The organism is Enterobacter sp. MGH 24, from assembly GCF_000493015.1.
In the GTDB taxonomy this organism is placed as follows: domain Bacteria; phylum Pseudomonadota; class Gammaproteobacteria; order Enterobacterales; family Enterobacteriaceae; genus Enterobacter.
In genome coordinates this window covers 3,283,158-3,306,811 of record NZ_KI535657.1, presented here as the reverse complement: position 1 = coordinate 3,306,811, position 23,654 = coordinate 3,283,158, and the positions used below count along the sequence as shown (strand labels likewise).

General features: G+C 56.2%; 26 protein-coding genes. 14 read left to right on the top strand and 12 right to left on the bottom strand.

All coding sequences use genetic code 11. The features are described from left to right. Positions 1–38 precede the first annotated feature (38 nt). The 3 genes from L370_RS06395 to L370_RS06405 all read right to left on the bottom strand — a co-directional run bounded on the left by L370_RS06395 (position 39) and on the right by L370_RS06405 (position 3,668). Positions 39–1,952: a DNA topoisomerase III gene (locus tag L370_RS06395; RefSeq protein ID WP_023335338.1), complete on the bottom strand. Its 1,914-nt coding sequence runs from the start codon at positions 1,950–1,952 to the stop codon at positions 39–41. 4 nt (positions 1,953–1,956) lie between these two features. Further along, entirely contained in the window at positions 1,957–3,000 is a 1,044-nt protein-coding gene (gene selD / locus L370_RS06400; RefSeq protein ID WP_008500702.1) for a selenide, water dikinase SelD, read from the bottom strand. Between the two features lie 116 nt (positions 3,001–3,116). Then, positions 3,117–3,668 (bottom strand): NAD(P)H nitroreductase, encoded by a 552-nt coding sequence (locus L370_RS06405; RefSeq protein ID WP_023335337.1) that lies wholly within the window; start codon positions 3,666–3,668, stop codon positions 3,117–3,119. A gap of 167 nt (positions 3,669–3,835) precedes the next feature. Between L370_RS06405 and sppA the strand changes: the two genes are divergently transcribed. The 4 genes from sppA (at position 3,836) to L370_RS06425 (ending at position 8,897) form a co-directional block, all read left to right on the top strand. After that, entirely contained in the window at positions 3,836–5,692 is a 1,857-nt protein-coding gene (gene sppA, locus L370_RS06410) for a signal peptide peptidase SppA (protein ID WP_023335336.1), read from the top strand. A 63-nt stretch (positions 5,693–5,755) separates the two neighbouring features. Then, positions 5,756–6,772 carry an asparaginase gene (gene ansA, locus L370_RS06415; RefSeq protein WP_008500705.1) on the top strand — a complete coding sequence of 339 codons (1,017 nt, stop codon included), beginning with the start codon at positions 5,756–5,758 and terminating at the stop codon, positions 6,770–6,772. A gap of 9 nt (positions 6,773–6,781) precedes the next feature. Next, positions 6,782–7,423 carry a bifunctional nicotinamidase/pyrazinamidase gene (gene pncA / locus L370_RS06420; protein WP_023335335.1) on the top strand — a complete coding sequence of 214 codons (642 nt, stop codon included), beginning with the start codon at positions 6,782–6,784 and terminating at the stop codon, positions 7,421–7,423. Positions 7,424–7,643: 220 nt separating this feature from the next. Next, positions 7,644–8,897, top strand: a complete 1,254-nt coding sequence (locus L370_RS06425) for a chitinase ChiD (protein ID WP_023335334.1) — start codon at positions 7,644–7,646, stop codon at positions 8,895–8,897. A gap of 51 nt (positions 8,898–8,948) precedes the next feature. Here L370_RS06425 and L370_RS06430 read toward each other — a convergent pair whose 3' ends face one another. Together L370_RS06430 and msrB are read right to left on the bottom strand one after the other, a co-directional pair. Further along, positions 8,949–9,221: a YeaC family protein gene (locus tag L370_RS06430; protein ID WP_023335333.1), complete on the bottom strand. Its 273-nt coding sequence runs from the start codon at positions 9,219–9,221 to the stop codon at positions 8,949–8,951. Positions 9,222–9,262: 41 nt separating this feature from the next. Then, positions 9,263–9,676 carry a peptide-methionine (R)-S-oxide reductase MsrB gene (gene msrB / locus L370_RS06435; RefSeq protein ID WP_023335332.1) on the bottom strand — a complete coding sequence of 138 codons (414 nt, stop codon included), beginning with the start codon at positions 9,674–9,676 and terminating at the stop codon, positions 9,263–9,265. 341 nt (positions 9,677–10,017) lie between these two features. Between msrB and gapA the strand changes: the two genes are divergently transcribed. Both gapA and L370_RS06445 read left to right on the top strand, forming a co-directional pair. Then, positions 10,018–11,013: a glyceraldehyde-3-phosphate dehydrogenase gene (gapA, locus tag L370_RS06440; protein ID WP_014831506.1), complete on the top strand. Its 996-nt coding sequence runs from the start codon at positions 10,018–10,020 to the stop codon at positions 11,011–11,013. A 73-nt stretch (positions 11,014–11,086) separates the two neighbouring features. Then, positions 11,087–11,971, top strand: a complete 885-nt coding sequence (locus L370_RS06445) for a D-hexose-6-phosphate mutarotase (protein WP_023335331.1) — start codon at positions 11,087–11,089, stop codon at positions 11,969–11,971. A gap of 78 nt (positions 11,972–12,049) precedes the next feature. Here the strand turns inward: L370_RS06445 and L370_RS06450 are convergent, their stop codons facing one another. Then, complete coding sequence (locus L370_RS06450; RefSeq protein ID WP_023335330.1) at positions 12,050–12,796, bottom strand: MipA/OmpV family protein; 747 nt, start codon at positions 12,794–12,796, stop codon at positions 12,050–12,052. Between the two features lie 430 nt (positions 12,797–13,226). On the opposite strand from L370_RS06450, the gene yeaG reads away from it, so the two are divergent. From yeaG to L370_RS06465, 3 genes are all read left to right on the top strand, one after another. Further along, complete coding sequence (gene yeaG / locus L370_RS06455) at positions 13,227–15,161, top strand: protein kinase YeaG (RefSeq protein ID WP_008500713.1); 1,935 nt, start codon at positions 13,227–13,229, stop codon at positions 15,159–15,161. Positions 15,162–15,235: 74 nt separating this feature from the next. Next, the gene (locus tag L370_RS06460; protein ID WP_032638458.1) at positions 15,236–16,519 is read left to right on the top strand and encodes a YeaH/YhbH family protein; all 1,284 of its coding nucleotides are present in this window, start codon (positions 15,236–15,238) and stop codon (positions 16,517–16,519) included. Positions 16,520–16,618: 99 nt separating this feature from the next. Beyond that, on the top strand, positions 16,619–17,119 hold the full coding sequence (locus tag L370_RS06465; RefSeq protein ID WP_023335328.1) for a YbaK/prolyl-tRNA synthetase associated domain-containing protein: 501 nt from the start codon (positions 16,619–16,621) through the stop codon (positions 17,117–17,119). 21 nt (positions 17,120–17,140) lie between these two features. Here L370_RS06465 and yoaI read toward each other — a convergent pair whose 3' ends face one another. Then, a complete protein-coding gene (gene yoaI / locus L370_RS23450) occupies positions 17,141–17,245 on the bottom strand; it encodes a small membrane protein YoaI (RefSeq protein ID WP_010430055.1) in 105 nt (34 codons plus the stop codon). Positions 17,246–17,390: 145 nt separating this feature from the next. Here yoaI and L370_RS06470 point away from each other — a divergent pair, with 145 nt between their 5' ends. Further along, positions 17,391–17,837 carry a DUF441 domain-containing protein gene (locus L370_RS06470; protein WP_003857881.1) on the top strand — a complete coding sequence of 149 codons (447 nt, stop codon included), beginning with the start codon at positions 17,391–17,393 and terminating at the stop codon, positions 17,835–17,837. Here the strand turns inward: L370_RS06470 and L370_RS06475 are convergent. After that, positions 17,821–18,612, bottom strand: a complete 792-nt coding sequence (locus L370_RS06475; protein ID WP_023335327.1) for an AraC family transcriptional regulator — start codon at positions 18,610–18,612, stop codon at positions 17,821–17,823. The genes L370_RS06470 and L370_RS06475 overlap by 17 nt on opposite strands. A gap of 99 nt (positions 18,613–18,711) precedes the next feature. Between L370_RS06475 and L370_RS06480 the strand changes: the two genes are divergently transcribed. Beyond that, positions 18,712–19,899 carry a CynX/NimT family MFS transporter gene (locus tag L370_RS06480; protein ID WP_023335326.1) on the top strand — a complete coding sequence of 396 codons (1,188 nt, stop codon included), beginning with the start codon at positions 18,712–18,714 and terminating at the stop codon, positions 19,897–19,899. Positions 19,900–19,931: 32 nt separating this feature from the next. On the opposite strand, the gene L370_RS06485 is transcribed toward L370_RS06480, so the two are convergent. Then, positions 19,932–20,639, bottom strand: a complete 708-nt coding sequence (locus L370_RS06485) for a CTP synthase C-terminal region-related (seleno)protein (RefSeq protein WP_023335325.1) — start codon at positions 20,637–20,639, stop codon at positions 19,932–19,934. A gap of 101 nt (positions 20,640–20,740) precedes the next feature. Between L370_RS06485 and L370_RS06490 the strand changes: the two genes are divergently transcribed. After that, positions 20,741–21,085, top strand: coding sequence for a DUF488 domain-containing protein (locus L370_RS06490; RefSeq protein WP_023335324.1), 345 nt, complete (start codon positions 20,741–20,743; stop codon positions 21,083–21,085). Here the strand turns inward: L370_RS06490 and L370_RS06495 are convergent, their stop codons facing one another. Together L370_RS06495 and L370_RS06500 are read right to left on the bottom strand one after the other, a co-directional pair. Further along, complete coding sequence (locus tag L370_RS06495; protein ID WP_023335323.1) at positions 21,086–21,391, bottom strand: nuclear transport factor 2 family protein; 306 nt, start codon at positions 21,389–21,391, stop codon at positions 21,086–21,088. A gap of 79 nt (positions 21,392–21,470) precedes the next feature. Beyond that, entirely contained in the window at positions 21,471–21,725 is a 255-nt protein-coding gene (locus L370_RS06500) for a putative hemolysin (protein WP_023335322.1), read from the bottom strand. Positions 21,726–22,034: 309 nt separating this feature from the next. On the opposite strand from L370_RS06500, the gene L370_RS06505 reads away from it, so the two are divergent. After that, entirely contained in the window at positions 22,035–23,063 is a 1,029-nt protein-coding gene (locus tag L370_RS06505) for a sensor domain-containing diguanylate cyclase (protein WP_032666711.1), read from the top strand. A 45-nt stretch (positions 23,064–23,108) separates the two neighbouring features. Further along, on the top strand, positions 23,109–23,207 hold the full coding sequence (locus tag L370_RS23445; protein WP_029739841.1) for a YoaK family small membrane protein: 99 nt from the start codon (positions 23,109–23,111) through the stop codon (positions 23,205–23,207). Between the two features lie 129 nt (positions 23,208–23,336). On the opposite strand, the gene L370_RS06510 is transcribed toward L370_RS23445, so the two are convergent. After that, the gene (locus tag L370_RS06510) at positions 23,337–23,585 is read right to left on the bottom strand and encodes a GlsB/YeaQ/YmgE family stress response membrane protein (RefSeq protein WP_008500746.1); all 249 of its coding nucleotides are present in this window, start codon (positions 23,583–23,585) and stop codon (positions 23,337–23,339) included. Positions 23,586–23,654 lie beyond the last annotated feature (69 nt).

Genomic DNA, 23,654 nt, shown 5'->3' with positions numbered 1-23,654 from the left:
TTCGCCAGGTGGCGGCTTCGCCTTACCCGGCCTACGGTTTAAGAGGCAGCAGCGCTCTTTTTCTTTTTAAACGGTTTCTTCGCGCCGCCACCGGGTGCAATCATCCCTCGGAACGTTTTCACCGGCGTGCTGCGCGCCTGATCGATCAGCTGGTAAAGCGTCCCCACCAGCGGCTGCATAAAGTCCTGATAGCGACACTGCTTCTCGCTGATCTGCGTCAGCACCGATTCCCAGTGCGCGGTCATGTCCGGCCTGGCGGCCAGCTCCGGCAGAGAGTGGATTAGCGCCCGGCCAGGCTCCGTCGAGTGGATGTAGCGTCCCTTTTTCTCCAGGAAGCCGCGCTTAAAGAGCAGCTCGATGATCCCCGCGCGGGTTGCTTCCGTACCGAGACCGTCGGTGGCGCGCAGGATCTTCTTCAGATCTTTATCCTGCACAAACCGGGCGATCCCGGTCATGGCCGACAGCAGCGTCGCATCGGTGAAATGGCGCGGCGGCTGGGTCTGACGTTCAACCACTTCGCCCTTCTCGCACAGCAGCTCGTCATCTTTAGCGACCACCGGCAGCGGCGTGCCGTCGTTCTCCTCGTCGCGCTCTTTGTTACCGAGCAGCGTGCGCCAGCCCGCTTCTGCAAGGAAACGCGCTTTGGCGACAAACTTGCCTTTGGCAATCTCAAGCTCAATCACGCACTTGCGGAACACCGCGTCCGGGCAGAACTGCATCAGGTACTGACGGGCGATCAGGTTATAGACCTTCGCTTCGTTATCCGTCAGGTTGACGTTGCTGGCGCGCGCCGTCGGGATAATCGCGTGGTGGGCATCCACCTTTTTATCATCCCAGCAGCGGTTATGGGTGTCCGGGTTTACCGCCGGCTGCGGGAGCAGATCCGGCGCGTGCACGCTAATGGCGTTCATCACCGAATGGCGTCCGGCAAAGTGCTCTTCCGGCAGATAGCGGCTGTCCGAACGCGGGTAGGTGATGAGCTTATGGGTTTCATAGAGCTTCTGGCAGATATCCAGCACGTTCTGCGCGCTGAGGCCAAAGCGCTTCGCGGCCTCAATCTGCAGGGCCGACAGCGAAAACGGCAGCGGCGCGGGTTCTGATTCCCGTTTATCGTTATAGCTGGTAACGATAGCCGGCTGACCGGTAATGCGGTTAACCACATGCTCAGCCAGCGGACGATGGAGCAGGCGCCCCTCTTCATCCTGGTACGATTCGCAGGCGTCGCTCGGCTGCCAGACGGCGGTAAAGCGTTCGTCTTTCGGCGTGACGATATGCGCTTTGACTTCAAAGAAGTCTTTGGCGACGAAATTTTCGATCTCTTCGTCGCGACGCACCACCAGCCCCAGCACCGGCGTCTGCACGCGCCCCACGGAGAGCACGCCCTGATAGCCCGCGTTGCGCCCGAGGATGGTATACGCGCGGGTCATGTTGATACCGTACAGCCAGTCGGCGCGGGCACGCGCGAGCGCCGAGACGCACAGCGGAATAAACTCGCTGTTGGCGCGCAGGCGCGAGATTGCCCGCTCCACCGCCTGCGGGTTGAGGTCGTTAATCAGGCAGCGCTGCACCTGCTGACGCTTTTCCGGTGCCAGCTCCAGATAGTCCAGCACCTCATCGACCAGCAGCTGCCCTTCCCTGTCCGGGTCACCCGCGTGCACGATTTCAGCGGCTTCATGCAGGAAGCGCTTGATCACGTTGAGCTGTTTGGTGACCGAAGGCCGGGGCTGCAGGCGCCATTTTTCCGGCACGATGGGCAGATCGTTCAGGTTCCAGCGGGCGTAGCGGCTGTCGTAGACATCCGGCTGCGCCTGCTCAAGCAGGTGACCGATACACCAGGTGACCACCTGCCCGTTACCGCATTCGATAAAGCCGTCGCCTTTGCGATGCGGCTTAGGCAGCACGTCGGCGATGGCACGGGCCAGGCTCGGCTTTTCGGCAATAAACAACCGCATCGAATTAACGGATCTCTATCATCGGTCGGCCACCGCGCGCGGTCACCAGCTCGCCGATTGCCGTCAGGGTAATACCAAACTCGGCGGCGGTCGCCTGAACCTCGGCTTCGGATTCCGGCGTGACCGCCAGCAGCAGACCGCCGGAAGTTTGCGGATCGCACAGCAGGTTGCGCCACTCCTCAGGCATTTCGCCCATCAGGTGACCGTAGCTGGCGAAGTTGCGCTGGGTACCGCCCGGGACCGCGCCCTGAGCAATATACTCCTCCACGCCCGGCAGCTTCGGCACGTCCTGATACCAGACCTGCGCCTGCACGCCCGCGCCCTGACACACTTCAGAGAGGTGCCCCAGCAGACCAAAACCGGTGACGTCGGTCATCGCCTTCACGCCGTCGATATTGGCGAATGCCGCACCGGCGAGGTTCATCTGGCACATCACTTCCGTTGCCAGACCTTTGTGCTCCGGTTTCAGCAGGGATTTTTTCTCGGCGGTCGTCAGCACGCCAATGCCCAGCGGCTTGGTAAGGAACAGTTTGCAGCCCGCCTGCGCGGTGCTGTTGCGCTTCACGCGCTCGGTCGGCACCACGCCGGTAACGGCCAGGCCAAAGATAGGTTCAGGCGCATCAATAGAGTGACCACCGGCCAGCGCAATCCCCGCCTGCTGGCAGGCAAAACGACCGCCATCAATCACTTCACGGGCCACTTCCGGCGGGATGGTGTTGATCGGCCAGCCCAGAATGGCAATCGCCATGATCGGCTTACCGCCCATCGCGAAGATATCGCTGATGGCGTTGGTGGCCGCAATGCGACCGAAGTCGAACGGATTGTCGACAATCGGCATAAAGAAGTCAGTGGTGCTGATAATGCTGGTGCCGTTACCTAAGTCATAAACTGCAGCATCGTCACGCGTTTCGTTGCCGACAAGCAGGTTCGGGTCGACAAACTTCGCCTGTTCACTGTGCAGGATGGTCTCCAGCACTTTCGGGGAAATTTTACAACCGCAACCGGCTCCGTGGCTGTATTGCGTTAAACGAATGGTTTGCTCGCTCATGGACGTCTCCTGTCATCTCAATCGCGCTATGGTAGCGCTCATTCCATAAAGAGGTAAGTATGACTGTCTGAATTCTGCGGCGGATGCTCAGAATCCAGACAGTTTAGCGCGGGTTATCAGAAACGGCTGACGAAAGGCGTGGTGTCCGGCACGCTGATGGTGCTGGAGGCTTTAAGCTGCGGGGTGCCGAGATAGAGGAAGCCGACGATTTTGTCATGCTCGCCGCAGCCAAAACCGTCACGAACCGCCGGGCTTTCGGTCAGCGCACCGGTGCGCCAGATACCGTTAAAGCCCTGCGCGACGGCGGCCATTTGCATCGCCATCACCGCACAGCCCGCGGACATCTCCTGTTCCCAGACCGGCACCTTATGGTCAGCCTGGCATTTGGCCACGACGGTGACGATCATCGGGGCGCGGAACGGCGCGTTGCGGGCTTTATCAATCCCCTTCTCATCCTGGCCTGCGGCAACCGCGCCCTTCTCCAGCAGTTGGCTGAAACGATCGCGTCCTTCGCCTTCAATTACAAAGAAGTGCCACGGCTGCAGCGTGCCGTGATCGGGGGCACGCATGCCGGCACGCAGAATGTTCTCCAGCTGCTCGCCTGCCGGGGCAGGTTCGGCCAGACGGGAAGCGCTACGGCGGTTAACAAGCAGTTCGAGTGCGTCCATTGGTTAACTCCTTTCTTGAAATTTACTCACAAAATTAACACGACGGCAGATTTTGTTACAGCCTGGCAGGCGATTCCTGCTGACAAGTGGCGGTTGGGTCATTACGATAACCCAACATTACCGTCCAGTGGCGACGGAAACAGTCATTTTCTGGTTAGGGAGAATACATGCGAACCCTTTGGCGAATCATTGCCGGTTTCTTTAAATGGACGTGGAGACTGCTCAACTTCGTCCGCAACCTGGTGATGAACATCTTCTTCATCTTCCTGGTTCTGGTTTGCGCGGGCATCTGGATGCATATCAGCAATGCGAATCAGGCGCAGCATTCAACGCGCGGCGCGCTATTACTCGATATCACCGGCGTTATCGTTGATAAGCCGTCCACCAGCAGTCGCCTGAGCGTGATTGGTCGCCAGCTGTTTGGCGCAACCTCAGATCGTCTGCAGGAAAACTCCCTGTTCGATATCGTCGATACCATCCGCCAGGCCAAAGACGACCGGAACATCACCGGGATCGTGCTGGATCTGAAAGATTTTGCCGGCGGCGATCAGCCTTCCATGCAGTACATCGGTAAAGCGCTGCGCGAATTCCGCGACAGCGGCAAGCCGGTAATTGCCGTGGGCGACAGCTACAGCCAGGGGCAATATTATCTGGCGAGCTTCGCCAATAAAATCTGGCTCTCCCCGCAGGGCACGGTCGATCTGCACGGCTTTGCCACCAACGGCCTGTACTACAAATCGCTGCTCGACAAGCTGAAGGTCACCACCCACGTCTTCCGCGTCGGCACGTACAAATCCGCCGTGGAGCCGTTTATCCGCGACGATATGTCCCCTGCCGCCCGTGAAGCGGACAGCCGCTGGATTGGCGAGCTGTGGCAGAACTATCTGGGCACCGTTGCCGCTAACCGCCAGATTACGCCTGAGCAGGCGTTCCCCGGCGCGCAGGGCGTGCTGGAAGGCCTGCGTAAGGTTGACGGTGATACCGCGAAATATGCGCTGGATAACAAACTGGTGGATGCCCTGGGCACCAGCGCCGAGATTGAAAAATCGCTGAGCAAACAGTTTGGCTGGAGCAAAGAGGACAAAAATTACAGCGCCATCAGCATGTATGATTACTCGACGAAAAAGCCGGATGACAGCGGTGACAGCGTCGCGGTGGTGTTTGCCAACGGCGCCATCATGGACGGCCAGGAGACGCCGGGGAACGTGGGCGGCGATACTACCGCGTCACAAATCCGCGATGCTCGCCTGGATCCGAAAGTGAAAGCGATTGTCCTTCGGGTGAACAGCCCTGGCGGCAGCGTTAGTGCCTCTGAAGTGATCCGCGCTGAACTGGCCGCGGCGCGCGCCGCCGGCAAGCCGGTCGTCGTCTCCATGGGCGGAATGGCCGCCTCCGGGGGTTACTGGATCTCAACGCCAGCCAACTACATTGTGGCTAACCCAAGCACGCTGACCGGCTCGATTGGCATCTTCGGGGTGATCAACACCGTGGAGAACAGCCTGGATTCTCTGGGCGTGCATACCGATGGCGTGGCCACCTCTCCGCTGGCGGATGTATCGGTGACCAAATCCCTGCCGCCGGAAGTCTCTGAGATGATGCAGCTCAGCATTGAGAACGGCTATAAACGCTTTATCACCCTGGTCGCGGACTCGCGTAAAAAGACGCCTGAGCAGATCGACCAGATCGCGCAGGGCCACGTCTGGACCGGCCAGGATGCGAAGAGCAACGGTCTGGTCGACAGCCTGGGCGACTTCGATGATGCGGTGAAGAAAGCCGCCGAGCTGGCGAAACTCAAGCAGTGGCATATCGAGTATTATCAGGACGAGCCGTCGTTCTTCGATATGGTCATGGACAGCATGTCCGGCTCGGTACGCGCCATGTTGCCGGAGGCGATGCAGGCTTACCTGCCTGCGCCGGTCGCCACGGCAGCGAAAGCGATGAAGGCGGAAAGCGATAAGCTCGCGGCCTTTAACGATCCACAGAGTCGTTACGCGTTTTGCCTGACCTGCGCTAACGTCCGTTAAAAACCGTCCCCTCTTTCCGCGAAGAGGGGATTTTTTTCTTTTGAAGAACAAGAACTCACTACCATGCAGAAGAAATCGATTTATGTAGCCTACACTGGCGGTACCATCGGTATGCAGCGCTCTGAAAATGGCTATATCCCTGTCTCCGGCCACCTGCAGCGTCAGCTTGCGCTGATGCCAGAATTCCACCGTCCGGAAATGCCTGACTTCACCATCCACGAATACGAGCCGCTGATGGACTCCTCCGACATGACGCCGGAAGACTGGCAGCACATCGCGGATGACATTAAAGCCCATTACGACCAGTACGACGGCTTCGTGATCCTGCACGGCACCGACACCATGGCGTTTACCGCCTCGGCGCTCTCCTTCATGCTGGAGAACCTGAGCAAGCCGGTTATCGTCACCGGGTCGCAAATCCCGCTGGCGGAGCTGCGCTCGGACGGGCAGATCAACCTGCTGAACTCCCTGTACGTGGCGGCGAATTACCCGATTAACGAAGTGTCGCTGTTCTTCAACAACCGTCTGTATCGCGGCAACCGCACCACCAAAGCCCATGCCGACGGTTTTGACGCCTTCGCCTCCCCTAACCTGCAGCCGCTGCTGGAGGCCGGGATTCATATCCGTCGTCTGGGCACGCCGCCTGCGCCGAACACCGCCGGCGAGCTGATTGTGCATCCGATTACTCCTCAACCGATTGGCGTGGTCACTATCTACCCGGGTATCTCTGCCGACGTGGTACGTAACTTCCTGCGCCAGCCGGTGAAAGCGCTGATTCTGCGCTCCTATGGCGTCGGCAACGCGCCGCAGAACGGCGAATTCCTGAAAGAGCTTCAGGAAGCCAGCGAGCGCGGAATTGTGGTCGTAAACCTGACCCAGTGCATGTCCGGAAAGGTCAACATGGGCGGCTATGCCACCGGCAACGCGCTGGCGCATGCGGGGGTTATCAGCGGCTTCGATATGACCGTTGAGGCAACGCTGACTAAACTTCACTATTTACTGAGTCAGGATCTGGACATCCAGTCCATTCGCAGCGCGATGATGCAAAACCTGCGCGGCGAGCTGACCCCGGACGAATAAGGAGTGCTCATGAAGCAACGCGCCCTGCTACTGGTCGATTTGCAAAATGATTTCTGCGCGGGCGGTGCGCTGGCCGTCGCCGAAGGTGACAGCACCGTTGACGTGGCAAACACGCTGATTGACTGGTGCAAAGCCCGCGGCGAAGCGGTCGTCGCAAGCCAGGACTGGCACCCGGCGAACCACGGCAGCTTTGCCAGCCAGCACGACGTCGAGCCCTTCACTCAGGGGGAGCTCGACGGGCTGGCGCAAACCTTCTGGCCGGATCACTGCGTACAGCAGACGGAAGGCGCGGCGCTGCATCCGCTCCTGAATCAGAAAGCCATCGACGCGGTGTTCCATAAAGGTGAAAACCCGGCTATCGACAGCTATAGCGCGTTTTTTGATAACGGGCATCGCCAGAAAACGGCGCTGGACGCGTGGTTACGTCATCACGAAATCACGGAGCTGATCGTGCTGGGCCTGGCGACGGACTACTGCGTGAAGTTTACCGTGCTGGACGCGCTCCAGTTAGGTTATACCGTCAGCGTCATCACCGACGGCTGCCGCGGGGTAAACATTCACCCGCAGGACAGCGCTCAGGCGTTTATGGATATGGCTGCGGAAGGCGCGACGCTGTATACCCTCGAAGACTGGCTGGAGACGCAGGCGTAAGCCTTTTTAGCCGGGTGGCGCTTACGCTTACCCGGCCTACCTTTCCCCGTAGGCCGGGTAAGGCGCAGCCGCCACCCGGCAAAACAACCCACTCCGTTCTCCCATAAAGTGAACTCCCTCGCATCCTCAGCGAAGCGGCAATGCTATTCTCGTCAGGCTGTTTTTTCGCCACGCCTTTTCCGTGGCGTGGTTAATTTTATTAAGTCAAAGAGGAACTTGTATGAAACGTTTGCCCTTGCTGGCAGCATTACCCCTGCTTTGCGCGTCAGTTGCCTCCGCCAGTACCCTGATGTCCGTGGGCTACTTTAACGGGGGTGGCGATGTCACCGCCGGACCGGGTGGCGATATCAATAAATTAGACGTTCGGCAGATCACCCACCTGAACTACTCGTTTGGTCTGGTCTATAACGACGAAAAAGACGAAACCAACGCTGCGCTAAAAGATCCGGCAAAGCTGCATCAGATCTGGCTATCGCCAAAAGTCGCCGCCGATCTGGCCCTCATCCCGACCCTGCGTAAGCAAAACCCAAACCTCAAAGTGCTGCTTTCCGTTGGCGGCTGGGGCGCGCGTGGCTTCTCTGGCGCAGCGGCAACCAAAGAGACGCGCGCGGTGTTTATCCGCTCCGCGCAGGAGATTGTCGACAAATACGGTCTGGACGGGATCGATCTCGACTGGGAGTATCCGGTCAACGGCGCCTGGGGGCTGGTCGCAAGCCAGCCCGCCGACCGGGATAACTTTACCGCCCTGCTGAAAGAGATGCGCGACGCGTTCGGGCATAAAAAGCTGGTGACCATTGCGGTAGGCGCGAATGCGGAAAGTCCAAAAAGCTGGGTGGATATCAAAGCCATCGCGCCCCTGCTCGACTACATCAACCTGATGACCTACGACATGGCGTACGGCACGCAGTACTTCAATGCCAACCTGTATGACTCCAGCGCCTGGCCGACGGTGGCCGCTGCGGACAAATACAGCGTGGATTTTGTGGTGAACAACTATCTGGCCGCCGGGCTGAAGCCGCAGCAGATGAACCTCGGGATTGGTTTCTATGGCCGCGTGCCGAAACGTGCCGTGGAGCCGGGCATTGACTGGACGAAACCGGATGCGCAAAAAAATCCGGTTACCCAGCCCTACTTCGGGCCTCAGGAGATCGGGTTGTTCACGTCACTCGGCTATGACCTGACCAAAGATACCTACGTGAAGTACAACGATATCGTGAAGAAGCTGTTGAACGATCCGCAGAAGCGCTTTACCGAGCACTGGGACGACCAGGCGAAAGTGCCGTGGCTCTCGGTGAAGGGTGCAGATGGCAACGCGCTGTTTGCGATTTCGTATGAGAACCCGCGTTCCGTTGCCATCAAAGCGGACTACATCAAAGAGAAAGGTCTCGCCGGGGCGATGTTCTGGGAGTACGGGGCTGATGACAACAATCAGTTAGCGAAGCAGCTGGCGGCGTCGCTCGGGATCCCACACTAAGGTGTAGCGTGCCGGGTGGCGCTAACGCTTACCCGGCCTACAGGGAAAGCATTATTTGAAAGTCGCAATCGGCTTCGGCGTGATGCCGAAGTCTTCTTTCAGCTCGCGCTTGCTCTTCATGACCATCTGGCCTTTAGTGTCGATGGTCATGTGCTGCGCGTCGGTGTTATTGCGCGCCTGCCACAGCATCACCAGCTGCAGGCTGTTCTCTTTTTGCTCCGGGGTCAGCGCGACGCCATCGGGCCATTTTCCCAGCTCTACGGCCGTCACCAGACGCTGATAAATCTCCGGCGTCATACCGCTAATCATGTCTTCAATATTCACAATCCCGCCCTTTCAAAGGAATAATTTGCTGAATCGTTTTTTCAACCCTTAATCTGGTCGCCGTTTTCGTCGTCAGTGAAGCTCATTGAGGCTGAATTCACGCAGAAACGCTCACCCGTAGGCTGAGGGCCATCCGGGAAGACATGCCCAAGGTGCGCATCGCAGTTGCCGCAGCGAATTTCCGTGCGCACCATGCCGTGCGACGAGTCGGTCAGGTAGCGGATGGCCTCATCGCTCACCGGCTCGTAAAAGCTCGGCCAGCCGCAGCCCGAATTAAATTTCGTTTGTGAATTGAACAGAGGGGCATCACAGACCAGACAGTGATAGACGCCGTCTCGCTTGTTGTGCAGTAAACGCCCGGTGAACGGCGGTTCCGTCCCGTGATTTTGCGTCACGTAAAACTGCATTTCTGTGAGGTTTTTTTTCAAATCGTCAGGGTTACGTTGGTTCGACATATGCTTACATCTCGCTGTAGAAACAGACATCTTTTACCCCGCATTCTAACAAAACATTAACACCCTTGCGTGCACTTTTGATCTAAACTTATGTGTCGCGAAAAGGCGGTCAGGCAATTGTGATCATTCTCACATTTTTATCCTGCGAGGACTTTAAAATCCCGGGCGCAGCCCCCATGTGGTTGCAAGCTCAAAGGGAAAGTGAGGCGAGTCAGTCGCACAAACGTTAGTCACAGGATTGATTTGTCGCAATGATTGACACGATTCCGCTTGACGCTGCGTAAGGTTTTTGTAATTTTACAGGCAACCTTTTATTCACTAACAAATAGCTGGTGGAATATATGACTATCAAAGTAGGTATCAACGGTTTTGGCCGTATCGGCCGTATTGTTTTCCGTGCTGCTCAGAAACGTTCTGACATCGAAATCGTTGGTATCAACGATCTCCTGGACGCTGAATACATGGCGTACATGCTGAAGTACGACTCAACTCACGGTCGTTTCGACGGCACCGTTGAAGTGAAAGACGGCCACCTGGTTGTTAATGGCAAAACCATCCGCGTTACTGCTGAAAAAGACCCAGCTAACCTGAAATGGAACGAAATCGGTGTTGACGTTGTTGCTGAAGCAACCGGTATCTTCCTGACCGACGAAACTGCACGTAAACACATCACTGCGGGTGCGAAGAAAGTTGTTCTGACTGGTCCTTCCAAAGACAACACCCCAATGTTCGTTCGTGGTGCAAACTTCGAAACCTACGCTGGCCAGGATATCGTGTCTAACGCATCCTGCACCACCAACTGCCTGGCACCGCTGGCTAAAGTTATCAACGACAACTTCGGCATCATCGAAGGTCTGATGACTACCGTTCACGCGACCACCGCTACTCAGAAAACCGTTGATGGCCCGTCTCACAAAGACTGGCGCGGCGGCCGTGGCGCGGCTCAGAACATCATCCCATCCTCTACCGGTGCTGCTAAAGCTGTAGGTAAAGTACTGCCAGAACTGAATGGCAAACTGACTGGTATGGCGTTCCGCGTTCCAACGCCTAACGTATCCGTTGTTGACCTGACCGTTCGTCTGGAAAAAGCTGCTTCTTATGAAGAAATTAAGAAAGCAATCAAAGCTGCTTCCGAAGGCGCAATGAAAGGCGTTCTGGGCTACACCGAAGACGACGTTGTATCTACCGATTTCAACGGCGAAGTGTGCACTTCCGTGTTCGATGCTAAAGCGGGTATCGCACTGAACGACAACTTCGTGAAACTGGTATCCTGGTACGACAACGAAACCGGCTACTCTAATAAAGTACTGGACCTGATCGCTCACATCTCCAAATAAGTTGAGATGAGTGTTTGATCCAAAAAGGCGACTTCGGTCGCCTTTTTTTATTTATAAGACAGAGGATTGCTTAATGATTAATAAAATTTTTGCACTTCCGGTAGTCGAACAACTTACCCCTGTGCTCTCCCGCCGTCAGATTGACGGTGCCGACGTTATCGTCGTTGACCATCCGCGCGTCAAAGCGTCCGTGGCGCTGAACGGCGCCCACCTGCTCTCCTGGAAACCGGAAGGCGAAGCCGAAGGTTTATGGCTGAGCGATGCGACTTCCTTCAAAAAAGGCGCCGCAATCCGCGGCGGCGTGCCGATCTGCTGGCCGTGGTTCGGGCCGTCCGCACAGCCGGGTTTGCCGTCTCACGGTTTTGCCCGCAACCAGCAGTGGACGCTGAAAGCGCATAACGAAGATGACAACGGTGCGGTGCTGACCTTTGAGCTGCAGGCTAATGATGAAACCCGCGCCCTCTGGCCGCACGATTTCACCCTGTACGCCCGATTTAAGCTGGGTAAAACCTGTGAAATCGAACTGGAGGCTCACGGCGAGTTCGAAACCACCTCTGCCCTGCACACCTATTTTAACGTGGGTGATATCAGCGCAGTGAAGGTGAGCGGCCTGGGCGATACCTATATCGACAAAGTGGATAACGCCAAAGAAGGTAAACTGAGCGACGGCGTACAAACGTTCCCTGACCGTACCGACCGCGTCTACCTGCACCCGGAAGCGTGCAGCGTGATCCACGACGGCGCCCTGAACCGCGGAATTGAAGTGGTCCATCATCATCACAGCGACGTGGTGGGCTGGAACCCGGGTCCTGCGCTGTCCGTCAGCATGGCCGACATGACGGATGAAGGGTATAAAACGTTTGTCTGCGTGGAAACGGCCCGCGTGACCAACCCGCAGAAAGCGAGCGAAGAAAAGCCATCTCGTTTAGGGCAGACGATCCGCATTGTTAAGCGATAATCTCGCCGCACCACATTAAAGCAAACGGGGCGCAAGCGCCCCGTTTTAATGCACCAATTGCACAATGTAAGTGCACAATCAGAACTTGTAGGTCACACCGACAGAGAAGATGCCTGCCCAGGACTTGTCGACCATCGGGCTATCCTTCACTTCATCGCTCAGACGCTCGTAGCGGCCGGTACCGTACACGCTCCAGTCGCCGAGGAAGTTATAGCTTGCGGTCAGCTCCAGGTACGGATCCCAGCCGTCATCTGCGCTGTAGCTCTTCAGACCGCTACGGCGGGACTCGTTTTTAGAGACGCCATAGTAGTAGTCGTTGTAGTTCTCGCTGTTGTACTGCACACCAATACCCGGCGTCAGAGTCAGCCCACCGTTGGTATAGCGGTACAGCCACGCAAGATCCCAGATAAAGCCGTTGCTGTTATCCAGCGTATCACCCGCCAGAGCCGTTCGCAGGAAGCCATACTGGGTGTTATGCACATAAGAAAGGCCAGCCATCATTGAGCTTTTACGCTTGTCGAGCTGGCGAAGCGCATGGCTGTCGCTGTCACCCGGCTTGAAGTGCGTTGGATCGTAGTAGGCCATGATAGAGAGCTTATCAGCCGTATCGTTCCAGAGATAGTAGCCGCCGCCGAGCCCGCGGAACCAGAAGTTATCGCCTTCATAGGTGATAACGGGAACAGGATAAACGTCACGGTCATACTGCTTGTACGGGCTGTTAATGACGCCAACACCCGCGCCAACCGTCCACTGACTTTCCGCCTGTGCGGTGCTTACTGCGGTCGCGGCAAGGATGCCTAATGCCAGAAGTTTGAGTTTGGTCACAATCCATTCTTTCCTGTAGTCAAATAATCAGCGGGTGAAGTGTAACCGCCATTCCCGTACATCCCAAAATTTTTTGCCTGCTAATCAGTCTGATTAACCCATTATTTTTAACTTTTCAGATGACAGCCCGCTTACATTTATATGACCACTGAGTGAAAAACGTGCATTTGTCTTATAACGACAGTGGAAATTTTTGGATGAGTTATTGATATGTCATTGAAAGTAGATTTTCTGGGCATGCAAGTTTTGCAAATGCCATCTACGCTTTAATTTAAGAAGAGTTTTCCTGAACACCTGCGGTTCTTAGCGTCTGACCTGGCACACAGGTTGCTGCTCTGGCAGTGGGGTGCGAGAGATTCTCTTCCGGGAGCCTCCACTACTCATACGAACGGCTCTTATCCTGTGCTAAAAAACGAAAGGACGGCATGCCATGAATATATTCGATCACTATCGCCAGCGCTATGAAGCTGCCAAGGACGAAGAGTTCACACTGCAGGAGTTTCTTACCATCTGTCGGCAAGATCGCAGTGCCTATGCCAATGCGGCAGAACGGCTATTGATGGCTATTGGTGAGCCAAACATGGTTGACACTGCCCTGGAGCCTCGGCTTTCCCGTCTCTTTTCGAATCGGGTGGTCGCCCGATACCCGGCGTTTGAAGAGTTCTATGGTATGGAAGATGCCATCGAACAGATTGTCTCCTATCTGAAGCATGCCGCTCAGGGTCTGGAAGAGAAGAAACAGATCCTCTATTTACTCGGCCCGGTGGGTGGCGGTAAATCCTCGCTGGCTGAACGCCTGAAGTCGCTGATGCAGCGCGTGCCTATCTATGTGCTGAGCGCCAACGGTGAACGCAGCCCGGTGAACGACCATCCGCTGTGCCTGTTCAATCCGCAGGAAGATGCGCAGATTCTGGATAAAGAGTATGGCATCCCGCGTCGCTACCTCGGGACCATTATGTCGCCGTGGGCGGCAAAACGCCTGCACGAGTTTGGTGGCGACATCACCAAGTTCCGCGTAGTGAAAGTCTGGCCCTCTATCCTTGAACAGATCGCAATCGCCAAAACAGAACCCGGCGATGAGAACAACCAGGACATCTCGGCGCTGGTGGGTAAAGTCGACATCCGCAAGCTGGAAAACTTCGCGCAAAACGATCCGGATGCCTACGGTTACTCAGGCGCGCTGTGCCGCGCGAACCAGGGGATTATGGAATTCGTCGAGATGTTTAAAGCACCCATTAAAGTGCTGCATCCTCTGCTGACGGCTACCCAGGAAGGCAACTACAACGGGACGGAAGGTATCTCCGCCCTGCCGTTTAACGGGATTATTCTCGCCCACTCGAACGAATCTGAATGGGTGACCTTCCGTAATAACAAAAACAATGAGGCCTTCCTTGACCGCGTCTATATCGTCAAGGTGCCTTATTGCCTGCGGATCTCCGAAGAGATCAAAATTTACGAGAAGCTGCTTAACCACAGTGAGCTGGTGCATGCACCTTGCGCGCCGGGCACGCTGGAAACGCTGTCACGCTTCTCCATCCTTTCGCGTCTGAAAGAGCCGGAAAACTCCAGCATCTATTCCAAAATGCGCGTCTATGACGGTGAAAGCCTGAAAGATACCGACCCGAAAGCGAAGTCTTATCAGGAATACCGCGACTATGCCGGGGTTGATGAGGGGATGAACGGTCTGTCCACGCGCTTCGCGTTTAAGATCCTCTCCCGCGTCTTCAACTTCGACCATGCGGAAGTGGCGGCCAACCCGGTCCATCTGTTCTACGTGCTGGAGCAGCAGATCGAACGCGAGCAGTTCCCGCAGGAGCAGGCTGAACGCTACCTGGAGTTCCTCAAAGGTTACCTGATCCCGAAATACGCCGAGTTCATTGGCAAAGAGATCCAGACGGCCTACCTGGAATCCTATTCAGAATACGGGCAGAACATTTTCGACCGTTATGTCACCTATGCTGACTTCTGGATCCAGGATCAGGAGTACCGCGACCCGGATACCGGCCAGCTGTTTGACCGTGAATCCCTGAACGCGGAGCTGGAAAAAATCGAGAAGCCTGCCGGGATCAGCAACCCGAAAGACTTCCGTAACGAGATTGTGAACTTCGTCCTGCGCGCCAGAGCGCATAACAACGGGCGCAATCCGAACTGGACCAGCTACGAGAAGCTGCGCACGGTCATTGAGAAGAAAATGTTCTCCAATACCGAAGAGCTGCTACCGGTGATCTCGTTTAACGCCAAAACCTCAACCGATGAGCAGAAAAAGCACGACGATTTTGTCGACCGTATGATGGAAAAAGGCTACACCCGCAAGCAGGTCCGCCTGCTCTGCGAATGGTATCTGCGCGTGCGTAAATCGTCTTAAAACAAGTGCCCGGTGGCGGTTAGCGCTTGCCGGGCCTACAAAATGCAAGTTGGCAAATGCAGTACGGGGGGTATATGACCTGGTTTATTGACCGGCGTCTTAACGGCAAAAACAAGAGCACGGTTAACCGCCAGCGCTTCTTGCGTCGTTATAAAGCGCAAATTAAACAGTCTATCTCCGAGGCCATCAACAAACGCTCGGTGACCGACGTCGACAGCGGCGAATCTGTCTCCATCCCCACCGATGACATCAGCGAACCGATGTTTCATCAGGGGCGAGGCGGCCTGCGCCATCGCGTACATCCAGGTAATGACCACTTCGTTCAGAACGACAGAATTGAGCGTCCTCAGGGCGGCGGCGGTGGTTCAGGAAGCGGTCAGGGACAGGCCAGCCAGGACGGTGAAGGTCAGGACGAATTTGTCTTCCAGATTTCGAAAGATGAATATCTCGACCTGCTGTTTGAAGACCTGGCGCTGCCTAATCTGAAAAAGAATCAGCATCGTCAGCTTAATGAATATAAAACCCACCGCGCGGGCTATACCGCCAACGGCGTGCCCGCCAATATTAGCGTTGTGCGTTCGTTGCAAAATTCGCTGGCGCGACGCACGGCGATGACGGCAGGAAAACGCCGCGAACTGCGCGAGCTGGAGAGCAGCCTGAAGGTCGTGGAAAACACGGAACCGGCGCAACTGCTGGAAGAGGAGCGCCTGCGTAAAGAGATTGCAGAGCTGAGGGCGAAGATCGAACGGGTACCGTTTATTGACACCTTTGACCTGCGCTACAAGAACTACGAAAAACGCCCTGAGCCCTCCAGCCAGGCAGTGATGTTCTGTCTGATGGACGTATCCGGCTCGATGGACCAGGCCACCAAGGATATGGCGAAGCGTTTTTATATTCTGCTCTACCTGTTCCTGAGCAGAACCTATAAGAACGTGGAGGTGGTCTATATCCGTCACCATACTCAGGCGAAAGAGGTGGATGAACATGAGTTCTTTTACTCGCAGGAGACCGGCGGGACCATCGTATCAAGCGCCCTGAAGCTGATGGATGAGGTAGTGAAAGAGCGTTACGACCCGGCGCAGTGGAACATTTATGCCGCGCAGGCGTCCGATGGCGATAACTGGGCCGATGACTCACCGCTGTGTCACGAGATTCTGGCGAAGAAAATTCTGCCGGTGGTGCGTTACTACAGCTATATCGAAATCACCCGTCGCGCGCACCAGACCCTGTGGCGGGAGTATGAACATCTGCAGTCGATGTTCGATAATTTTGCCATGCAGCATATCCGTGACCAGGATGATATTTATCCGGTGTTCAGGGAGCTGTTCCACAAGCAAGCTTCTACCAGCAACGCATAATCCCACAGCCAGCGAACCCGCTGGCTGTTTTCTTTCGACCCCGCTTATCCCGTGCTAATGTAGAACGCTGCATACTGGATTATCACCGGGAAAATCGTTATGACTGACGACGTTATTGGCACAGGAACCCACCAGCAACTGATTACCTTACTCACCGAGCAGGGCGCGCGTTTTCGCGTCATGGAGCACGAGGCGGTCGGGAAATGTGAAGCGGTAAGTGAAATTCGCGGGACCGATCTGCGACAAGGCGCCAAAGCTCTGGTCTGCAAGGTGAAGGGAAACGGTGTAAAAAAACACGTTCTGGCGATCCTCGCCGCCGATCTGCAGGCTGACCTGAGCCAGCTTGCCAGCCATTTTGGCGGGCTGAAGGCCTCCCTCGCCAGCCCGGCCGAGGTCGATACCCTGACCGCCTGCGTTTTCGGCGCTATTCCGCCCTTTAGCTTTCATCCTGATTTGGCGCTGGTTGCCGACCCGCTGCTGTTCGAGCGCTTTGACGAAATCGCGTTTAACGCCGGCCTGCTGGAGAAATCCGTGATTATGGATACCCAGGATTACCTGCGCATCGCTCGTCCTGAACTGGTGACCTTCCATAAAGCGTAACCGCGATGGCTGACGATCCGGTCAGCCTTTTCTTTCCAGGAACAGCACGGAGGCGACGAGAATAACGGCAATAGCGAAAAACGATGAGGAGATAATCAGCGTTTCAACAAACATGTGATCGTTCATGATGGCGACCCTTTTTGCGATATCTGCCTCCGTTTTAATCCGCGTAAATGACAAGGTTATGACAACAACAAAATCTTCTTAAAACTGTCCTGCGTCGCGTTTGCGCGTACTGTAAGCAGGTTAATTATTTAGGCAAGGATTCCCTATGTTTGACCCTACTCTGCTCATTCTCCTGGCACTCGCCGCGCTCGGCTTTGTCAGCCATAACACCACCGTCGCCATCTCGATTCTGGTGCTGATTATTGTTCGCGTGACCCCGCTCAATACCTTTTTCCCGTGGATAGAAAAACAAGGCCTCACCATCGGGATCATCATTTTAACCATCGGGGTAATGGCGCCCATCGCCAGCGGTACGCTTCCCGCCTCAACCCTGCTGCACTCGTTTGTAAACTGGAAATCGCTGGTGGCGATCGCGGTCGGGGTTTTTGTTTCATGGCTGGGCGGACGCGGCGTTACGCTGATGAGCAGCCAGCCCTCGCTGGTGGCGGGTCTGCTGGTGGGCACCGTACTGGGCGTGGCGCTGTTTCGCGGCGTGCCGGTGGGGCCGCTGATTGCGGCAGGCCTGGTCTCTCTGTTTATCGGGAAGTCGTAGTCAGGCTGGCCATATAACGCGCCGGCGTCTGGCCCAGCCCCTTCCTGAACATGGTGATAAACGCGGTGGTAGAGTCATATCCCAGTGACTGTGCCACCTGCTGTACCGATTTCCCACTTATCAAATGCTGTAACGCCACGATCAGCTGCAGCTGGTGGCGCCAGCGGCGAAAGCTTAAACCGGTCTCTTTCACCACCAGCCGCGCCAGGCTGCGTTCGCTCATGGCAAAGTGGCTCGCCCACTGCGCCAGCGTTTGCCAGTCGGCAGGCTCTTCCGCCATCTTCTCGCTCATCAGCCGAATTTTAGGATGGGGCGAGACGGGCAGCTGCAGATGTTCCTGACGCTGGAGCGGCAGCTCGTCAAACAGAACGTCCACCAGGCGCGACGTGGCCGCAAGAGGGAGTTGTTCACGCGTTTTTTCCGCCAGGGATAAAATTAGCTCCCGCACCAGAGGAGAGATTTTCAGAGTGCAGCAGCGGTCAGGCAAGCGTGCCGCCCCCGGCTCAATGAACAAAAAGCAGAGCTGCGCGCCCGCCGTGGCCCTGTTGCTGTGCGGCATTTGGCCGGGGATCCAGACGGCGTACTGGGGCGGAACCATCAGCATGGCATTTTCCACTTCGCAGGTGATCGCGCCGCCGAGCGCCAGAATCAGCTGCCCCTTACGGTGATGATGTCGGGGAATATACTGTTCCTCCGCCACCACCTGGATGCGAAATGCGACGGCCGCATCGTGCTGGCTATCAGGATCGTAGCCCTCCAGTCCCAGACCAATCATCAGTTTGTCCGATTTTAGCGATAAACTGTCATTTTAGCCTGATTTCAACCGCGGAGAAAATCGGTATTGTGTGCGCTCGCTTGAACGTATGAGAACATAATGACTACTGCCATTCGCACCTCAGGAAAACACGGCGCGCTGTTGATTGCAGGCATCCTGATGATTGCCACTACGCTTCGCGTCACCTTTACCGGCGCAGCTCCGCTGCTCGACACTATTCGTCTTGATTATGGCTTAAGCACGGCGCAAACCGGTCTGCTGACCACCCTGCCCCTGCTGGCTTTCGCCCTTGTCTCACCCCTCGCCGCAGGCGTTGCCCGACGTATCGGCATGGAGCGCAGCCTGTTTGTCGCCCTGCTGCTGATTTGCGCCGGAATTGCGGTTCGCTCGCTGCCCTCCGCCGGGCTGCTTTTCATCGGCACAGCGGTCATCGGCTGCGGGATTGCGCTCGGGAACGTGCTGTTACCCGGATTAATCAAACGTGACTTTCCGGGACAGGTGGCGAAACTCACCGGAGCCTATTCCCTGACGATGGGCGTCTCGGCGGCGTTTGGCTCAGCGATGATTGTGCCCCTGGCGCAGGGCAATGCGGGCTGGCATGGCGCGCTGCTGATGCTGATGGCGTTTCCGCTGGTCGCGCTGCTGCTCTGGCTGCCGCAGTGGCGTCAGAAACACGTTACGACGGTAACGGGCGCTGGCGCGCTGCATAATCGCGCCATCTGGCGTTCGGCTCTCGCCTGGCAGGTAACGCTCTTTTTGGGGATTAACTCGCTGATTTACTACGTCATCATCGGCTGGCTGCCGGCGATTTTGCTCAGCCACGGCTACAGCGAAGCGCAGGCCGGCTCGGTGCACGGGCTGCTGCAGCTGGCCACGGCCGTGCCGGGGCTTGCCGTGCCGCTGGTCCTCCACCGTCTGAAAGATCAGCGGGCCATTGCAGGCGCGGTGGCGCTGTTGTGCGCGGTAAGCGCGGCGGGGCTATGGTTTATGCCTGACATGGCGGTGATGTGGACGCTGGTGTTTGGCTTTGGCACAGGAGCAACGATGATCCTCGGCCTGACGTTCATCGGCCTGCGCGCCAGCTCTGCACACCAGGCTGCGGCGCTGTCCGGCATGGCGCAGTCGATTGGCTATCTGCTCGCCGCCTGCGGCCCTCCGCTGATGGGGAAAATTCACGATAGCGCGGGAGACTGGCGGATCCCGCTTCTGGGCTGCGCCCTTGCCGCCGTGATAATGGCTATTTGCGGCGTGCTCGCCGGGCGAGACCGGGAGATCGCGCCCCGTTAAACAGTGTGGCAGACCATCGGGTCTGCCTTTTCTTACCCTCGAGCCGCGCGCAGCATCGCCTGCACCAGCACGACCGGGCGTCCTTCCAGCGCGGCACGCTCATGCTGGAATAGGGTGATCACGAAGAACGGGTGCGTAACCAGCTCTGCGGCGCGAATTTCACCCTGTTCGTCCCATCCCGTGACGTGCATATCACCGCTTTCCAGCGCCTGTGCAAACGCCGGCGACACGCCATAGTTACAGTGATACCCCTCTTCAATTTCCGGCCTGCCGTACGCTTTCGCGATCAGCGTATTTTTGCGCAGCTCAATGGCATCAGTTTTTTCCACCAGCGAGCATGTCAGCGGCGCAATCACCATGGTGCCTTCGCTATCCGTCTCAGCGTGTGCCGCATCGGCCCAGCCCAACACATTGCGGGCATACTCAATCAGCGCATGCTGGAACCCACCGCAGGTGCCAAGGAACGGAATGCCGTTTTCACGGGCGTAGCGCGCGGCGATAAAGGCTGCTTCGGTGTTTTTATAGGGGCTGGCGGGAACCAGCCAGATGGCATCGTAGCCCACCAGATCTTCAGGGCTTGTCAGCTCCGTGGTAGGAAGCCAGTCGTAATCGGCGGTGAGGTCCAGAACTGCGGCGGCGTCGTCAATGGCCAGCGGGATCGCCTGATGCGCAATAACATTGGGATTGTAATCGCCAACCAGCGCAATGCGCAGCGTCGTTTTAACCGGGAGGTGTTCCATGAAAGGTTCCTTATGCCAGAGTATTATCAGATAACATAAGGAACCTCAGACTACCGATCTTCTGCAATTATCACAATACCTTAAATTGGGAGGGTGGAATCATGATTCAATGTAAACGCGTGTACGAACAGGCAGGTCCGGACGATGGCTATCGGGTGCTGGTGGACAAACTGTGGCCGCGCGGCGTTAAAAAAACGGACCTCGCGTATGATGAATGGTGTAAAGCGCTCACGCCTTCGAATGAATTACGCAAGGCCTTTCACAGCGAAACCATTGATTTCGCCGCTTTCAGTAAGGCCTATCGGGAAGAGCTGGCGCAGCACGCTGACGAGGGAATGCGTCTGGCGACGCTGGCGAACGGGCAGACCGTCACCCTGCTCTTTGCTGCCAAAGACACGAAGCAAAATCACGCCCTGGTATTAGCCGACTGGCTGCGCCATCTCTGATCAGCCGATCGCCAGCTCATCGAGGATTTGCGGCGCTTCATCGGGAGTGAGCGGCATCAGATGTTCGGCGCGGACAAACGCAAAGCCGTGCTGATTATCAAAGGCGTAAACATCACCCGTCACCAGCCAAAGCGCGCGATCGGCGGTTGCGGGTAATTGCGTCATCACGCCGTTGACCGGGTTAACGAAACGCTGTCCGGGCTGGCACAGGCCAAACAGCTCAACAGATTTACCAATATTGCGACGGCCTGACGCCGTGCGGGCACCCACGATCATCGCCATGCTGCCCGGTTTAAGCTGAAACATACTTCTCTCACGATAACAATAGCCAGGACTGGCTAAGAATAATCCTAAAGAGAAGTGTATCGCAGGCACTATACGTCTGTCACCTGGTGGGTTGCGGACGATCGCGACGATAGAGCGTCCATTCATCGATCACTTCACCGCCCGGTAGTTTGCACTCCGTGCGTACGCCCTGCGGGCTTTGAACCGGGATCTGTTCCCCGCCTTTCTCAAGGCAGTACACGGAGGCCGGGTTCGCCATACCGATAGCGTGCGGCGGTTTCGGGGCATCGGGTGGGGTCGTTTTTGCGGTGCAGGCCACCAGGGGAAGCGCCACCGCCAGAAGCAGAAATCTCATCTCATTGATCCTTGTGACATGATTACGGTCTAAGGGTAACGGGTCACCGCCGCTTTCTCCATGATTTCTCCATTTTAACTGCACTTTTCAACACTATAGTGAGGCGTGTTCTCGATATGACCAGAGAACATCATTCCGTAATCAAGATGTCTTTGCCCCGGTCTCAACAACGGGGCTTTTTTTCTCTCCTGCTGCCCTCTCCCTGCATATATTAAATTTTCTGTATTCATGTTTTACTATGCCTGAAGTCTAAAAACTCAGCATAACATGCAGATGCAGACGTCTTCTGCCTGGGAGTCATTCTACGTCATGTCGGATATTATCCTTGCCCGTGTTTCAGAAACCCTCGCCACTGAACAATCCCTTGAAAGTCTCGTACGTCAGCTGCTGGAGATGCTGGAGATCGTGACGGATATGGAGTCGACTTACCTCACCAAGGTAGATATCGAAGCCCGACTGCAGCATATCCTCTACGCCCGCAACAGCAAGCAGATGACAATCCCTGAGGGACTCAGCGTCCCGTGGGATGAAACACTGTGTAAGCGCGCGCTGGATAGCGACACCGTATTCAGCAACGACGTTCCTGAACGCTGGCCGGAGTGCGAGGCGGCGAAAGCGCTCGGCATTACGACCTACATGAGTATTCCTGTCCATCTTGCGGATGGTTCACTCTACGGAACGCTCTGCGCCACCAGCACGGCCAGAAAGCCGCTGAGCGAGCGCGGTGAACAGGTTCTGAAGTTATTCGCCGGGCTGATTGCCCAGTCCATTCAGAAAGAGTCGCTGGTAACCCAGCTTCGCGAAGCCAACGCGGCCCTCATCGCTCACTCCTACACGGATGCCCTTACCGGTTTACCCAACCGTCGCGCCATTTTTGAAGATCTGACCACCCTGTTTTCGCTGGCGCGCCACCTTAAACGTAATACCGTCATCGCGTTCATCGATCTGGATGATTTCAAGCTGATTAACGATCGCTACGGCCACGAGGCTGGCGACCAGTTCCTGATTGAAGTGGGCAAGCGTTTGACGGAGGAAAAACAGCAGGACGATATCATTGGCCGGTTGGGTGGCGATGAATTTCTGGTGGCGTCGCTGAGTCAGCCTCACCAGGACGGGGATAACACACAGGTTACGCTGCTCAAAACGCGCCTCAGCGCCTGCATTGCCGGTGAATACTGGTTGGGCAGCGTTCATATTATTTATCCGGGAGCCAGCCTCGGCGTTATCGAAGTGGATGCAGGGATAACCGATCCTGACAGCGCATTACGCGCCGCGGATGTCGCGATGTATCAGGATAAGAAAGGAAAAAGCAAAACACGCTTTCTCACTATGGATTAACCCCGTACACTCTACGGCGTTATAGAAACCGAAACAGGTGATGGTATGAGAATAGGGATCCTCTTCCCGGTCGTTATTTTTATAACGGCGGTGATTTTTTTAGCGTGGTTTTTTGTCGGTGGTTACGCGGCTCCGGGGGCATAAATGAGAAAAACGACCCTCATTATGCTGATCGTTGCCATCGCGGCGTTTGCCGGCACGCAGCTTGGCTGGTGGTAAACCCGCCACGTAAAAAAGGCCGCCATCTGGCAGCCTTTTTTAACGCGTTAAGGATCAGCTTTTGATTTTTCTGTAGATAAACAGAACAACCAGCGCACCGATCACCGCGACGGCGAAGCTGCCGAAGTTAAAGCCATCGACTTTGCCAAAACCGAATAACGTACTGATCCAGCCGCCGACTACCGCGCCGACAATCCCCAGTATTACGGTGACGATAAACCCACCGCCATCTTTGCCCGGCATGATCCACTTCGCCAGAATACCCGCAATAAGCCCAAAGATAATCCAGGATAAAATTCCCATAACTTTCCTCTCTGTATGGTTTTTGTCATTAAATCAACGACACAAAAAGAATAGCACAGGATCTGAGAA

Coding starts and splice junctions, on each gene's coding strand:
- L370_RS06405 (WP_023335337.1), bottom strand. CDS start 3,668: ATGGACGCACTCGAACTGCTTGTTAACCGCCGTAGCGCTTCCCGTCTG.
- L370_RS06495 (WP_023335323.1), bottom strand. CDS start 21,391: ATGTTTCAGCTTAAACCGGGCAGCATGGCGATGATCGTGGGTGCCCGC.
- L370_RS06465 (WP_023335328.1), top strand. CDS start 16,619: ATGACTGACGACGTTATTGGCACAGGAACCCACCAGCAACTGATTACC.
- L370_RS06445 (WP_023335331.1), top strand. CDS start 11,087: ATGATTAATAAAATTTTTGCACTTCCGGTAGTCGAACAACTTACCCCT.
- L370_RS06475 (WP_023335327.1), bottom strand. CDS start 18,612: ATGATTGGTCTGGGACTGGAGGGCTACGATCCTGATAGCCAGCACGAT.
- L370_RS23445 (WP_029739841.1), top strand. CDS start 23,109: ATGAGAATAGGGATCCTCTTCCCGGTCGTTATTTTTATAACGGCGGTG.
- pncA (WP_023335335.1), top strand. CDS start 6,782: ATGAAGCAACGCGCCCTGCTACTGGTCGATTTGCAAAATGATTTCTGC.
- gapA (WP_014831506.1), top strand. CDS start 10,018: ATGACTATCAAAGTAGGTATCAACGGTTTTGGCCGTATCGGCCGTATT.
- L370_RS06460 (WP_032638458.1), top strand. CDS start 15,236: ATGACCTGGTTTATTGACCGGCGTCTTAACGGCAAAAACAAGAGCACG.
- L370_RS06470 (WP_003857881.1), top strand. CDS start 17,391: ATGTTTGACCCTACTCTGCTCATTCTCCTGGCACTCGCCGCGCTCGGC.
- L370_RS06490 (WP_023335324.1), top strand. CDS start 20,741: ATGATTCAATGTAAACGCGTGTACGAACAGGCAGGTCCGGACGATGGC.
- L370_RS06500 (WP_023335322.1), bottom strand. CDS start 21,725: ATGAGATTTCTGCTTCTGGCGGTGGCGCTTCCCCTGGTGGCCTGCACC.
- yoaI (WP_010430055.1), bottom strand. CDS start 17,245: ATGAACGATCACATGTTTGTTGAAACGCTGATTATCTCCTCATCGTTT.
- L370_RS06510 (WP_008500746.1), bottom strand. CDS start 23,585: ATGGGAATTTTATCCTGGATTATCTTTGGGCTTATTGCGGGTATTCTG.
- sppA (WP_023335336.1), top strand. CDS start 3,836: ATGCGAACCCTTTGGCGAATCATTGCCGGTTTCTTTAAATGGACGTGG.
- L370_RS06425 (WP_023335334.1), top strand. CDS start 7,644: ATGAAACGTTTGCCCTTGCTGGCAGCATTACCCCTGCTTTGCGCGTCA.
- L370_RS06480 (WP_023335326.1), top strand. CDS start 18,712: ATGACTACTGCCATTCGCACCTCAGGAAAACACGGCGCGCTGTTGATT.
- L370_RS06485 (WP_023335325.1), bottom strand. CDS start 20,639: ATGGAACACCTCCCGGTTAAAACGACGCTGCGCATTGCGCTGGTTGGC.
- ansA (WP_008500705.1), top strand. CDS start 5,756: ATGCAGAAGAAATCGATTTATGTAGCCTACACTGGCGGTACCATCGGT.
- yeaG (WP_008500713.1), top strand. CDS start 13,227: ATGAATATATTCGATCACTATCGCCAGCGCTATGAAGCTGCCAAGGAC.
- msrB (WP_023335332.1), bottom strand. CDS start 9,676: ATGTCGAACCAACGTAACCCTGACGATTTGAAAAAAAACCTCACAGAA.
- L370_RS06395 (WP_023335338.1), bottom strand. CDS start 1,952: ATGCGGTTGTTTATTGCCGAAAAGCCGAGCCTGGCCCGTGCCATCGCC.
- L370_RS06505 (WP_032666711.1), top strand. CDS start 22,035: ATGTCGGATATTATCCTTGCCCGTGTTTCAGAAACCCTCGCCACTGAA.
- selD (WP_008500702.1), bottom strand. CDS start 3,000: ATGAGCGAGCAAACCATTCGTTTAACGCAATACAGCCACGGAGCCGGT.